Source organism: Kitasatospora sp. NPDC041917 (assembly GCF_055589745.1).
The window spans coordinates 3210-15976 of record NZ_JBVJBI010000049.1 but is presented as its reverse complement, the minus strand read 5'-3'; the positions used below and the strand labels follow the sequence as shown (position 1 = coordinate 15976).

Below are 12767 nucleotides of genomic sequence, written 5' to 3'. Positions count from 1 at the left end.
GGGACTCGCCGGTGGCCATTACCCTGTAGGAACCGTCGTCCGACGAGCTAGGGAGCAAAGGTGTTCAGCGACGTGGGTGGGCTGGAGCTCCTGACGCTTGCCGTGATGGCGATCATCATCTTCGGCCCGGACAAACTGCCGAAATTGATCCAGGACACCATGGGCTTCATCCGGAAGATCCGTTCCTTCGCCGACAACGCGAAGGAGGACATCCGCAGCGAGCTGGGCCCCGAGTTCCAGGACTTCGAGTTCGAGGACCTGAACCCCAAGACCTTCGTCCGCAAGCAGCTCATGGGCGGCCAGGACGACCCGCTGGGCCTCAAGGAGATGAAGGACTCGCTGGACATCCGCTCGGTCCTGGACGACAAGCCCGCGGCGCCGGTCAACGGCCGCAGCGGCAGCGTCAGCTTCGAGAAGTCCGAGCCGGCCGCCGCCTCCACCGGCGCCCCGCTGGCGCCCGGCGAGCGCCCCCCGTTCGACCCCGACGCCACCTGATCACGCCGCGTACGGCGGTCGATCCGCACCGCGTACGGCGCCTCCGGCTCCGCGCCCCCGCCCCGCCCGGCCACCGGCTGAGCGGGGCGGTGGCGTGTGCGCCGCTATTGTGCTGATTGCTCCCGCTGAGCCGTCCGTCACAACGCGCCCCGTCGCGTACCAGGAACGGCCCCGGGGAGCGCCGCGGTGCGCCACCATGGGAGCGCGCCACGGCAGGCAAACGTGTGTTTGAGGAGGCCCGGGGATGGACGCGACGAGTCAGGCGGGAGGGGCGACGGCCACGGCCGGCGGCCCGGTGGTCGGCGGACAGGCCGGCCCGGTGGACCCGCTGGTGCCCTACCTGTCCGCAGACTTCCCCTGGTACGGGCTGGACGAGGGCTGGACCGGCCGTCGCTTCCTGGTGCAGGCCGGCGCCGGCCCCCGCACCGCGGGCAGCGTCGACTACGGCTCGCTCGGCCACGGCGAGGAGCCGGCCCAGCGGTACGAGCCGCGCGACGTGCGGAAGTTCGCCGTCGTGGTCACGGTGGCGCGCCGGGACAGCCGCCGCAGTGCCGACAACACCGGCACCCTGGAGGCGACCTCCGCCTCCTCCGCGGCCTGGCTGGCCGGCTCCGGCCTGCTCGCCGGGACCTGGCCCGGGCAGCTGGACCGGGCGCTGCGCCAGGACTGGCTGGACCAGCAGAGCAGCCTCGCCTGGGACCTCGCCGACGACCTGGCGGGCCCCGGCTGGTCCACCCTCAGCCTGCCCGTCAACGGGCTGCCGCAGCCCTTCCGCTACCGCGAGTCCGAGTACGGCTGGGTGCTGGCCGGCGAGGCCCCCGGCGTCCTGCTCGGCGCCTACGGCCGCGGCGTCAGCGCCTACGGCATCGGCTTCTCCACCGTTCCGGAGCTGGCCGCCTACACCCGGCCGTAGCGCCCCGGGGCGCGCGACGGTACGACGAAGGGCCGGGTGGTCCGGCCACCCGGCCCTTCGTCGGTCACGGTCTCAGAACTTGTTCCTGGGCGTCAGGCCCAGCGACATGCCGGACAGCCCGCGCTGGCGGCCGCCGAGCTTGCCGGCCACGGCGCGCAGGGCGGCGCCGGCCGGGGAGTCGGGTGCGGCGAGCACGACCGGGCGGCCGTCGTCGCCGCCCTCGCGCAGCCGCACGTCGATCGGGATCGAGCCGAGCACCGGGACGGTCGCGCCGACGGTGCGGGTGAGCGCGTCCGCGACGGTCCGGCCGCCGCCGGTCCCGAAGACGTCGATCATCTCGTCGCAGTGCGGGCACGGCATGCCGGACATGTTCTCGATCACGCCGACGATCTTCTGGTGGGTCTGCACCGCGATGGTGCCGGCCCGCTCGGCCACCTCGGCGGCGGCCATCTGCGGGGTGGTGACGATCAGGATCTCCGCGTTGGGGACCAGCTGGGCCACCGAGATCGCGATGTCGCCGGTGCCGGGCGGCAGGTCCAGCAGCAGCACGTCCAGGTCGCCCCAGTACACGTCGGCGAGGAACTGCTGGAGCGCGCGGTGCAGCATCGGGCCGCGCCAGACCACCGGGGCGTTGCCCGGGGTGAACATGCCGATCGAGATGACCTTCACGCCGTTCGCCTGCGGCGGCATGATCATGTCCTGGACCTGGGTCGGCCGGCCCTCGACGCCCAGCATGCGCGGCACGCTGTGGCCGTAGATGTCGGCGTCCACCACGGCGACCTTCAGACCGTCGGCGGCCATCGCGGCCGCCAGGTTGACGGTCACCGAGGACTTGCCGACGCCGCCCTTGCCGGAGGCGACGGCGTAGACCCTGGTCAGCGTGCCCGGCTTGGCGAACGGGATCTCCCGCTCGGGGGCGCCGCCGCGCAGCAGCTGGGACAGCTCCTTGCGCTGCTCGTCGCTCATCACGTCGAGCTCGACCTCGACGCCGGTCACGCCGGGGACCTTCCCGACCGCCTCGCGCACCCGGGTGACGATGGTGTCGCGCATCGGGCAGCCGGAGACCGTCAGGTAGACCGCGACGCGCACCGCGCCGCCCTCGGCGATCCCGACCGATTTCACCATGCCGATCTCGGTGATCGGGCGGTTGATCTCCGGGTCGTTGACGGTCGCCAGCGCCTGGCGTACGGACTCCTCCGTGACGCCGGCCGCGACCTCTGTCTCGTTGGCCATGCCTTGATGGTACGGCGCCGACGGATTCCCTTGACTCGCCGGTAGCGTGCCGAGGGTCACAGGGCGTCGGAGGACTCCCGGCGCTCGTCGATCTCCTTGAGCAGGGACTGGAGTTCGGACCGGATGAAGTCCCGCGTGGCCACCTCGCCGAGCCCGTGCCGCAGGGCCGCGACCTCGCGGGTCAGGTACTCGGTGTCGGCGATGTTGCGGTCGCTGCGGGCCCGGTCCTGCTCCATGTTGACCCGGTCCCGGTTGTCCTGGCGGTTCTGCGCCAGCAGGATCAGCGGGGCCGCGTACGAGGCCTGCAGGGACAGCGCCAGGGTCAGGAAGATGAACGGGTACTCGTCGAAGCGCACGTTCGCCGGCAGCAGGGTGTTCCACGCTATCCAGACGACGACCACCACCGTCATCCAGACGATGAACCGACCGGTGCCGAGGAAGCGGGCGATCCGCTCGGACAGGACGCCGAAGGCCTCCGGGTCGTAGGACGGCAGCGAGAGCAGGCCGGGCCGCGCGGTGCGCGGCTGGTCGAGCCGGGCGCGGCCGGTGCCGGTGATCGGCGCGGTGTCCGAGCGCCGGTCCCGGCCGCCCTCGCGGGTGCGCAGCTCGCGCAGCTGACGCAGCTGGCGCAGTTCTCCCTGGAGGCGTCGGCGCGCGGAGTCGTCCGGCCGTCCGCTGCGGTCACCGTCCACCGGTCACCCCTTCGCTCTCGTCGTCGCGGTCCTCGTCGTGGGCGTGCAGCGCGGCGTCGCGCCAGTCGTCCGGCAGCAGGTGGTCGAGCACGTCGTCGACGGTCACCGCGCCGAGCAGGTGGTCCGCGTCGTCCACGACCGGTGCGGCGACCAGGTTGTAGGTCGCCAGGTAGCTGGTGATCAGCGACAGCGGGGTGTCCGGCGGCAGCGGGTCCAGGTCGTCGTCCACCAGCGAGCCGACCAGGACGTACGGGGGTTCGCGCAGCAGCCGCTGGAAGTGCACGGTGCCCAGGTAGCGGCCGGTCGGGGTCTCGTTCGGCGGGCGGCAGACGAAGACCTGCGCGGCCAGCGCGGGCTTGTGGTCGCTGACCCGGACCCGGGCCAGCGCCTCGGCGACGGTCGCGTCCGGCTCCAGCACGACCGGCTCGGTGGTCATCAGACCGCCGGCGGTGTCCTCCTCGTACGTCAGCAGGCGGCGCACCGGCGCGGCCTCGTCCGGCTCCATCAGCTGGAGCAGCCGCTCGGCCTCGTCGCCGGGCAGCTCGGAGAGCAGGTCGGCGGCGTCGTCCGGGTCCATCGCCTCCAGGACGTCGGCGGCGCGCTCCTCCTGGAGCTTGCCGATGATCTCGACCTGGTCGTCCTCGGGCAGCTCCTCCAGGACGTCGGCCAGCCGCTCGTCGTCGAGGGCGGCGGCGACCTCGGCCCGGCGCTTGGCGGACAGGTGGTGCAGCACGCTGGCGAGGTCGGCGGGGCGCAGCTGCTCGAAGGTGGCGAGCAGGTTGGCCGCGCCCTGGTCCTGTTCGGTCAGCGAGAAGCCGGTGACGTCCTGCCAGTCCAGGGTGAGCCGTTCGCCCTTGCCCTTGCGCAGCCGGCCGGCCCGGCCGAGCTGGACGAAGACCTTGCTGATCTCCCACTCGCGCAGCCGGCTCTGCACCATTCCGACGTCCAGCACGGTGACCTGCTCACCGGTCTTGGACCAGGTGACGGTGCGGTCCAGCAGTTCGGCGAGCACCAGGGTCTCGGACGGGCGCTGCTCGAAGCGGCGCATGTTGATCACGCCGGTGGTGAGCACCTGGCCGGACTCCAGGCTGGTCACCCGGGTCATCGGCAGGAAGATCCGGCGCCGGCCGACCACCTCGACCACCAGGCCGAGCACGCGCGGCGGGCGGCCGCCGAGCCGCAGCGACACGACCACGTCCCGGACCCGCCCGACCTGGTCGCCGTTCGGGTCGAAGACCGCGATGGCGGACAGATGGGAGATGAAGACCCGGGTGCCTGGCCCTGCCATGGACTCCCTCGACTCGCTCGATGCCGTACCGGATGCGCCGGGGGCGCGTCCGCGGCCAAGGCTACCCGCGTGTTCCGGGCCCGGCCGGGAGGCACGGTAGCCGCCGGACGAGTCCCGGGCGTGAACCTTTAACGGCGCTTGAACAGCAGTTTGGGCAGGCCGGCCGGGATCGGGCGGCGAGTGGTGGCCGGGGTGGGCAGCGGCTGCGCGGCGTGCGAGCCGTCCGGCATCGCCCCGGGGTGCTCGGTGAGCGGGCCGGTCGGCTCCAGCCGCAGCACCCGGCACTCGCGGGCCCAGCGGGTGGTGATGGCGTCGGTGTCGGGCGCGTTCAGCCGCTTGCCCTTGAGCTCCTCGACGGCGCCCAGCCAGGCCTCGCTGTTCGGGGCCGGTTCGACCACCCGGGCGTTCCAGCCGGTCAGTCGGCCGCCCTTGTCCTTGCTGCGGACGGTGACCACGGCCCCGGCGCCGGGCTCCAGGCCGTGCAGCGGCTGCTCGCCGCCCCCGCCGACCACCACGACGGCGCCGTCGTGCCAGGCGTGCCACAGCGGCCGGGCGTGCTCCTGCCCGTCCGCGCGCACCCAGAGCAGGCCGGACTTCTTCGCGGCCTCCTCCAGCAGGGCCTGGTCGAGGAAGTCGTCGGCGGTCGCGGCGGCGGGCGTACGGTCCATGGCGGACAGCGTACGGCCACCGGGGGCCCTCCGGCGGAGCGGTCCGGAGCCGGTCGGACGTCTCAGCCTCCGGGCGACAGTTCCATTGCGCCGCCACGGGCCTTACCGTATGACCGCCCCACCCCCGCGACCAGCAAGGAGCGCCGTGTCCGCCGCCCGGCCCGCGACCGCCCCCTCCGCCGCCCCGACCGCCCCCGCGACCGCGACCGCCGGCCCGGGGCCGGCGCACCCGCTCCCCACCCTCGACCTGCTGCTGCTCGCCGTCTCGATCGGCGGCATCTCGCTGTCCGGTCCGCTGATCAGCGCCACCGCCGCGCCCGCGCTGGCGATCGCCTTCTGGCGCAACGTCATGTCGGTCGGCGTCCTCGGCCCGTACGCGCTGCTGCGCCACCGCGCCGAACTGCGCGGGATCGGCCGGCGGGCACTGCTGCTCGCGGTGGCCGCGGGAGTGCTGCTCGGTGTGCACTTCGCGCTCTGGATGCCCAGCCTGCGGATGACCTCGGTGGCCTCGGCCACCGCCCTGGTCACCACCACCCCGCTGTGGACCATCCTGCTGATGCGGCTGATGGGCGTCCGGGCGCCGCGAGCGGTCTGGACCGGCACGATCGTCGCCTTCGCCGGCGTGCTGGTGCTGACCGGCGTGGACCTCTCGCTCTCCCCGCGCGCACTGCTCGGCGACGCCCTCGCGCTCGGCGCGGGCCTGGCCGCGGCCGGGTACATGCTGCTGGGCGCCGAGGTCCGCAGGACCGTCAGCACCACCGCCTACACCCTGGTCTGCTACGCCACCACGGCGGTCGTGCTGCTGGGGATCTGCCTGGTGGCCGGAACGCCGCTGGCCGGATGGCCGGCCGGGGTGTGGTGGCAGATCGTGCTGCTGATGGTCGCCGCCCAGTTGCTCGGCCACTCGCTGAGCAACCGCGTGGTGCGCAACCTCGGGCCGTCGATCACCTCCACCGCGATCCTGCTGGAGACCCCGGGTGCGGCGCTGATCGCCGCCCTCTGGCTGGGCCAGTGGCCCCCGGCGGCCGCCTACCCGGCGGTGGTGCTGATCCTGCTCGGCCTGGTCCTGGTCGCCCGCGGTGGGCGGCGCTGACCGTCGGCCCGGAGCCGGCCGCGGCGGTCAGAGCCAGCCGTTGCGGCGGAAGCCCCGGTACATCCCGACGCAGATCAGCACGATCGCGCCGAGCACCATCGGGTAGCCGTACTCGTGGTGCAGCTCGGGCATGTAATCGAAGTTCATGCCGTACACGCCGGTGATCATGGTGGGCACCGCGAAGATCGCCGCCCAGGCGGTGATCTTGCGCATGTCCTCGTTCTGCGCCACCGAGACCTGCGCCAGGTTCGCCTGCAGCAGCGAGTTCAGCAGCTCGTCGAAGCCGTGCACCTGCTCGGCGACCCGGGCCAGGTGGTCGGCGACGTCCCGGAAGTACTTCTGGATGTCCGGGTCGACCAGCCGCTGGAGCGGCTCGGACAGCTGCTGCATCGGGCGCAGCAGCGGCACCACGGCACGCTTGAACTCCAGTACCTCGCGCTTGAGTTGGTAGACCCGGCCGACATCGGCGCTGCGCCCGCCCTTGGCCGAGAAGACGCCGTACTCGATCTCGTCCACGTCGTTCTGGAGCCGCTCGGCGACCAGCAGGTAGTTGTCCACCACGTGGTCGGCGATCGCGTGCAGCACCGCCGCCGGGCCCTTGGAGAGCAGCCCGGTCTCGTCCGCGTCGGCCTCCAGCCGGTGGCGCAGCTCCTGCAGCGAGCCGTGGCCGCCGTGCCGGACGGTGATGACGAAGTCCCGGCCGGCGAAGACCATCAGCTCGCCGGTCTCCACCACCTCGCTGGTGGGCGTGAGCTGGTCGTGCTCCACGTAGCGGATGGTCTTGAAGACGGCGAACAGCACGCTGTCGTAGCGCTCGACCTTGGGGCGCTGGTGCGCGTGCACCGCGTCCTCGACCGCGAGCGGGTGCAGGCCGAAGCGCTGGGCGATCCCCTCGAACTCGGCCTCGGTCGGCTCGTGCAGCCCGATCCAGCTGAACGATCCCTCGCCCTCGGGGAGTTGGTGGGCGGCCTTGACCCGCCGGGCGGCCTCGCGGGGGCTGCACGTCTCGCCCCTGCGCTTGCCGTGCTGGTAGACCGCGCAGTCCACGACCGCCGAACCGGCGTCCTCGGGCAGGACGTCGTAGACGCCGGACGCACCGCGGCGGCGGTTGGTGCGGACGGCGGCGCGCAGGCTGTTGATCATCGACATGGCAGGCTCCCAGAGGCAGGAACCGTCGCGCGGCGGCGCGGAAGGAAAAACGTTCGGCCGCGGTACGACGGCGGAGAACACCGGTGAAACGGGGGATGAAAGTGCTCTCCCGGCCGGTCCGTCCGCCGTGGGGCCTGTGCCCGGGGCTACCGCGGCTGATTCAGCCGGTTGGGCCTGCGGGGCGCGGGGTACGGGGGAGTCGGGGCCGGGTAGAGCTGCCGGTACTGCATGGTCGGCCGGTATCCACCGCAACCACCTCCTTCGCGCCGCCGCCCCGGGACGAAACGATCCCGGTGGCCAGTCGCTCACCCTAACATCTGACCGGGCGTCGAAGCCGTGGGGTTTCCCGGAGGTTTCCGAAGGCTTTACAGGATCCTTGTGCGGCCCCGCCGCGAGCGCCCGCGCACCCGCCCGCACGCGGCCCGCGAACCCCCGGGGGTTACGCTCACCGGCATGGCGCACGACTTCCCGCTCTTCGGCGACCCCCACGGCGGCACCTCCCCGGAGCTCTCCCGGGAGGCGGTGCTGGCCGCCGTCGAGGCCCGGCTGATCTCCACCTTCGGCGAGCCGGGCGGCCGCGCCGCGGTCACCTTCCTCGGTGCCGACCGGATCGAGGTGCTGCGCTTCGGCCCGGACACCGAGGACCTCGTGCGGTACGCCACGCTCGGCATGTCCGCCGCGCCGATGGCCGACCCGACCGCGCCGGTCGCCGACCAGGTGCGCGGCCCGCGCGCCGAACTGGTGCTGACCGTCCGGGGCGGGCGCGACAGCGTGCTGCGCACCCTGGCCACCTTCGCCGCCACCCCGCAGGTCGAGGGCCTGGTGGTGGCCCCGGGCGGCTCGCTGGACCTCGGCTCCCCGCTCTGGGACGGCGCGCCCTTCACCTCGGTGCTCGCGGCCGAACCGGGCGGCCTGGTCGAGGACCTGGAACTGGCCGAGCCGGCCGATCCGGTCCGCTTCCTGCCGCTGCTGCCGATGACGCCCAACGAGGCGGGCTGGAAGCGGGTGCACGGCGCGGCCGCGCTGCAGGAGCGCTGGCTCGACCAGGGCGCCGACCTGCGCGACCCGAACCGCCGCGGCGTCCGGCTGGACTGACCGCGATGTGATCGGACGGGGTGCGGCGGCGTCGAACCCCGGGGCAAGGGATCATGAGTCCCCGGCCCCCGCGTTCGCGTCCGTCCCCGCGTCCGTCCTCGCGTCCGCTCAGCGCTCGATCGGCTTGGCGCCGGTGGCCTGCGCCAGCAGTGCCCCGTACACCTCGGGGTCGGTGGTGTGTTCGCCGAGCCGGACGGTCTTGCGGGTGCCGTGGTAGTCGCTGGAGCCGGTGACCAGCAGGCCGAGCTCGCCGGCCAGGCCGCGCAGCCGGACCCTGGTGTCCTCGTCGTGGTCGGTGTGGTCGACCTCCAGCCCGGCCAGCCCGGCCGCCGCGAGGTCGGCGATCACCTGGTCGGAGACCGTCCGGCCGCGCTTGACCGCGCCAGGGTGGGCGAACACCGGCACCCCGCCGGCCGCCCGGACCAGCCGGACCGCCGCGACCGGGTCGGTCTCGTGCTTGCGCACGTCCGCCCGCCCGCCGTTGGCCAGCCAGTCGGCGGTGAAGGCGTCCGAGACGGTGGCCACCACGCTCGCCTCGACCAGCGCGCTGGCGATGTGCGGCCGCCCGACCGAGCCGGCCCCGGCGATCCGCCGCACCTGCTCCCAGCTGATGTCCGCGCCGAGCTCCCGGCAGCGCTCCACGATCGCCCGACCGCGCCGGAACCGGTCGGTGCGCACCAGGTCCCGCTCGCGCGCGAACTCCGGCTCCTCGGGGTCGAACAGGTACGCCAGCAGGTGCATGCTGATGCCGTCCACGGCACAGGACAGCTCGGCGCCCGGGACGACGGTCAGCCGGTTGCCGGCGGGCAGCTCGCGCACCGCCCCGGCGGCCTCGGCGTGGCCGGCCACGGTGTCGTGGTCGGTCAGCGCCACCACGTCGAGGTCCGCGGCGACGGCCGCGGCGACCAGCTCGGCCGGGCTGTCGGTGCCGTCGGAGGCGTTGCTGTGGGCGTGCAGGTCGATGCGCACGGGTCGGGCTCCTGGGGGCTCGTGGGTGCCGCCCAGGATAGGCCAGCGGTCAGCCGAGCAGCCGGGGGGAGAGCGCCCCGCAGGGCAGCAGGTCCAGTTCGGCGCCCGCCTCGCGAAGGTCGGTCAGCACCAGTTCGTCGTACATCACCAGCGCGGACTGCTCGGGCCAGGCGACCGCCCAGAGCCAGAGCCCGCGGCCCTCGCCGGCGAACACCGCGCGGTCGGCCGGGGCGTCCGGGACGTGGAACATCGGAGTGGGCCGCCCGGCGGCCATCAGCTTGGCGTCGGCGGGCTTGTAGAGGCCGACGGAGTCGCCCGGGTCCGGCCCGGGCAGGCCCGCGTAGCGGGCACCGAGGCCGACGCCCAGCTCCTCGGCGATCAGCACCAGCTCGCCGAAGCCGCCGAGCGGGGCCGGTCCGGAGCAGGCGACGGCGGTGGCCCGGGCTCCCGAAACGTCGTCACCGACGTGGGCGATGCCGGTGTAGAGCCAGCCGACCGGGAGCGGCCAGGGCAGCCAGACCGGGACCTGGGAGCGGGCGACGGCGACGCCGAGGGCCTCCACACTCGGGGGCAGCACGGGCTGCATCGGGTGCACGGCTCCGTGCCGGTCGCACTGCCAGGTGTCTGAGAACAGACCGGGGGCGCGGACCCGACCGGCGCACCTCGGGCAGCTTGGCTCGCCCCTCATAGCCGTCAACGCTCCTCCCTCCGGACCGCCGCGTCAAGGACGATCACCCGTACGGAGGGCTCGGCGGCACCTGTCGGTGGCGGACGCCCGGACCGGCACCGGGTGGGCGCGGCGCGGGCGGTTCCCGTTGGGGGATGTCCCGTCCCGGGCGGCGGCAAACGTTCCGGCTCCGACCCCGAACGCACTGACGCCCCGTCATCGGCGAATGCGGTGACGGGGCGTCAGTCGGGTATCGGAACGTCCGGATCGGACGCTCCCGGGTCGTCGGCGGCGGGTGTGGGCTCCGGGTCGGAGGCGCCGCGCCGGGTCAGACGGTCGGGCACGGGCGGATGAGCAGGCGCTCGCCGGTGCGGGCGGCGGCGTCGACGACCTCGCGCACGGTGGCGGCGTCGGCGATGAGGCGGTCGGCGGCGGAGCCGTTGGTGTCGTCGAGCCGGACGATCTCGAAGCGCATGGTCTTCGTCATGGGCGTCTCCTTTCCTGACCCCGCGGGGCGGGGCGGTCGCGGCTGAGTCGGTATCAGCCCTTTCGGGGTCCTGCGGATCCGGCGGTGAGACCGGACCGGGCGGGTCGTAGTCGCGGGTGCGGCGGTCTGCTGCGGCAAGGGCCCCCCTTGCTTGCCTGGTGCGTCCAGTGCCTCGTGAACCACGGTGACGTGGCGGTGCTACCGGGCCGTTGCCCGTCCGTGAAGTCCAGGTTTCGGGAGATTGGCGCCGAGCGGAGGCCGGCGATGATTCCCGGACAGAATCAAAGATTACCGTAACTAACGAATTTTGTCCTGTGGTGAAGCCGGTCGAAGTTGCAGAAGTGGTACAGACCACTTTCGGTGAACCGGGGGAACCGGACCGGTCCGGCGGGCGTCGGCGCCGGCCGCGTCAGCCCCAGAAAGCGGCCAGCGCCTCGGCCGTGGCGGCCGGCCGCTCGGCGTTGGGGGAGTGGCCGGCGTCCGCGACCACCACCCGGCGGGCACCCAGCCGCTCGGCCATCGCGGTCTGCTCCGGGACCGGCCAGGCGTGGTCCCGCACGCCCGACAGCACCAGCAGCGGCAGTCCGGCGGTGGCGGCGGCCAGCTCCGCCACCCGGTCCGGTGCGGCCACCAGATGGCCGCCGGTGACGGACAGCGCCCGCGGCACGTTGGCCAGCCAGCGCCGGTGCAGGAACTCCGCGACGGCCGGTTCCAGGTTCGGCCGCGGCTGCCCGCTCTCCGCCTCCAACTGCCGCATGACCTGCCAGATCTGCTCCAGGTCCATGCCCCGCAGGGCGTCCAGCAGCAGCTCGGTGCGGGCCGCCTCGGCCGGATCGATCGCGCCCGGGCCGGTGGACACCAGGGTCAGCGACCGCCAGGGCAGCGGGCCCTCGGCGGCCGCGGCGAGTACCGCCTCGCGCACCACCTGGCCGCCGAAGGAGTGCCCCAGCAGGTGCAAGGGGGTGCCGTCGGCGGTCAGCGCCCCGGTCAGCGCCCGTACGTCCGCGCCGAGCGCCCCGACGCCGTACGCCGCCGGGTCGTCCGGGCCGCCGGTCTCGTACTGCCCGCGCTGGTCCACGGCCGTCACCCGGTACCCGGCCGCCGCCAGCGGCTCCAGCAGCGCGATGAAGTCCTCCTTGCTGCCGGTGAACCCCGGCACCAGCAGCGCCGAGCCGCGCACCGGCCCGGCCGGCTCCGCCCGCAGCGCCGCGAACTCCCCACGCCCGGTCACCACCCGCTCGGCCCGCGCGCACCGGGGCAGCGTCAGAAACGGCGGCGTGCTCATGGGCTGCTCTCCCTGCTGTCCTGCCGGCGACCCGCCGGTCCGCCGGGGACTCCCGGCGCCCCGAGCCTAGTGACCTGAGGCGGAGGCGGGTCGGGGCCCCGGGAACGATCGGCGGGACGGGACCGCGGCGTGGAACGCCCGAGGGGGCGGGCCCGGCCGGGTGGCCTGGCCCGCCCCCTCGGGGGGAGACACGGGGTGTCAGCTCTCCGGGGTGGCCTCCACCGGCGCGGCGACCTTGCGGGCGCGGGTGCGCTTGCGCGGGGCCGGGACCTCGGAGGCGGCCTCGGCGGCCTCGGCGGCCGGGGCCTCCGGGGCGGTCTCGGCGACAGCCTTCGGCTTGCGGGCCCGGGTGGCCTTCTTGGCCGGGGCCGGGGCCTCGGTGGCGTCGGCCTCGGCAGCCGGAGCCGTCTCGACGGCCTCCGCCTTCGGCTTGCGGGCCCGGGTCGCCTTCTTCACCGGAGCGGGGGCCTCGGCGACGACGGCCTCGGCCACGTCGGCCTCGGCGGCCGGAGCCGTCTCGGTGGTCTCCGCCTTCGGCTTGCGGGTCCGGGTGCGGGTGGCCTTCTTCGCCGGGGCCGGGGCCTCGGTGACCGCCTCGGCAGCGGCCTCGACGACCGCGGTGGCCTCGGCGACGACGGCCTCGGCGGCCGGAGCCGTCTCGGTGGTCTCCGCCTTCGGCTTGCGGGTCCGGGTGCGGGTGGCCTTCTTCGCCGGGGCCGGGGCCTCGGTGACC

The 12767-nt window shown here is 74.2% G+C and carries 13 protein-coding genes and 1 pseudogene; 4 read left to right on the top strand and 10 right to left on the bottom strand.

Translation table 11 applies throughout. The features are described from left to right. The first annotated feature begins 60 nt into the window (after nucleotides 1–60). Together ACZ6EM_RS35235 and ACZ6EM_RS35230 are read left to right on the top strand one after the other, a co-directional pair. Nucleotides 61–495 (top strand): sec-independent translocase, encoded by a 435-nt coding sequence (locus ACZ6EM_RS35235; RefSeq protein ID WP_359903540.1) that lies wholly within the window; start codon nucleotides 61–63, stop codon nucleotides 493–495. A gap of 244 nt (nucleotides 496–739) precedes the next feature. Continuing rightward, nucleotides 740–1408 carry a hypothetical protein gene (locus ACZ6EM_RS35230; protein WP_359903538.1) on the top strand — a complete coding sequence of 223 codons (669 nt, stop codon included), beginning with the start codon at nucleotides 740–742 and terminating at the stop codon, nucleotides 1406–1408. Nucleotides 1409–1480: 72 nt separating this feature from the next. Here ACZ6EM_RS35230 and ACZ6EM_RS35225 read toward each other — a convergent pair whose 3' ends face one another. The 4 genes from ACZ6EM_RS35225 to ACZ6EM_RS35210 form a co-directional block, all read right to left on the bottom strand. Continuing rightward, a complete protein-coding gene (locus ACZ6EM_RS35225; RefSeq protein ID WP_359903536.1) occupies nucleotides 1481–2641 on the bottom strand; it encodes an Mrp/NBP35 family ATP-binding protein in 1161 nt (386 codons plus the stop codon). Between the two features lie 56 nt (nucleotides 2642–2697). Continuing rightward, the gene (locus tag ACZ6EM_RS35220) at nucleotides 2698–3246 is read right to left on the bottom strand and encodes a DUF1003 domain-containing protein (RefSeq protein WP_380350196.1); all 549 of its coding nucleotides are present in this window, start codon (nucleotides 3244–3246) and stop codon (nucleotides 2698–2700) included. Between the two features lie 76 nt (nucleotides 3247–3322). Then, nucleotides 3323–4621: a magnesium transporter MgtE N-terminal domain-containing protein gene (locus ACZ6EM_RS35215; protein ID WP_359903533.1), complete on the bottom strand. Its 1299-nt coding sequence runs from the start codon at nucleotides 4619–4621 to the stop codon at nucleotides 3323–3325. A gap of 128 nt (nucleotides 4622–4749) precedes the next feature. Continuing rightward, nucleotides 4750–5289 carry a hypothetical protein gene (locus tag ACZ6EM_RS35210; RefSeq protein WP_401045007.1) on the bottom strand — a complete coding sequence of 180 codons (540 nt, stop codon included), beginning with the start codon at nucleotides 5287–5289 and terminating at the stop codon, nucleotides 4750–4752. A gap of 145 nt (nucleotides 5290–5434) precedes the next feature. On the opposite strand from ACZ6EM_RS35210, the gene ACZ6EM_RS35205 reads away from it, so the two are divergent. After that, a complete protein-coding gene (locus tag ACZ6EM_RS35205) occupies nucleotides 5435–6382 on the top strand; it encodes a DMT family transporter (RefSeq protein ID WP_465774194.1) in 948 nt (315 codons plus the stop codon). 27 nt (nucleotides 6383–6409) lie between these two features. Here the strand turns inward: ACZ6EM_RS35205 and corA are convergent, their stop codons facing one another. Next, on the bottom strand, nucleotides 6410–7531 hold the full coding sequence (gene corA / locus ACZ6EM_RS35200) for a magnesium/cobalt transporter CorA (protein ID WP_401049602.1): 1122 nt from the start codon (nucleotides 7529–7531) through the stop codon (nucleotides 6410–6412). Nucleotides 7532–7984: 453 nt separating this feature from the next. Between corA and ACZ6EM_RS35195 the strand changes: the two genes are divergently transcribed. Then, the gene (locus ACZ6EM_RS35195) at nucleotides 7985–8626 is read left to right on the top strand and encodes a suppressor of fused domain protein (protein WP_359903526.1); all 642 of its coding nucleotides are present in this window, start codon (nucleotides 7985–7987) and stop codon (nucleotides 8624–8626) included. A 108-nt stretch (nucleotides 8627–8734) separates the two neighbouring features. On the opposite strand, the gene ACZ6EM_RS35190 is transcribed toward ACZ6EM_RS35195, so the two are convergent. The 5 genes and pseudogenes from ACZ6EM_RS35190 to ACZ6EM_RS35170 all read right to left on the bottom strand — a co-directional run. Further along, the gene (locus tag ACZ6EM_RS35190; RefSeq protein ID WP_465774193.1) at nucleotides 8735–9595 is read right to left on the bottom strand and encodes a PHP domain-containing protein; all 861 of its coding nucleotides are present in this window, start codon (nucleotides 9593–9595) and stop codon (nucleotides 8735–8737) included. A 49-nt stretch (nucleotides 9596–9644) separates the two neighbouring features. Continuing rightward, nucleotides 9645–10283, bottom strand: a complete 639-nt coding sequence (locus ACZ6EM_RS35185; RefSeq protein WP_401049598.1) for a DUF6758 family protein — start codon at nucleotides 10281–10283, stop codon at nucleotides 9645–9647. A gap of 307 nt (nucleotides 10284–10590) precedes the next feature. Continuing rightward, nucleotides 10591–10749 (bottom strand): hypothetical protein, encoded by a 159-nt coding sequence (locus tag ACZ6EM_RS35180; RefSeq protein WP_359903649.1) that lies wholly within the window; start codon nucleotides 10747–10749, stop codon nucleotides 10591–10593. A 409-nt stretch (nucleotides 10750–11158) separates the two neighbouring features. Further along, on the bottom strand, nucleotides 11159–12034 hold the full coding sequence (locus ACZ6EM_RS35175) for an alpha/beta fold hydrolase (protein WP_452178009.1): 876 nt from the start codon (nucleotides 12032–12034) through the stop codon (nucleotides 11159–11161). A gap of 198 nt (nucleotides 12035–12232) precedes the next feature. Then, nucleotides 12233–12767, bottom strand: a pseudogene (locus ACZ6EM_RS35170) (hypothetical protein); the annotation flags it as partial.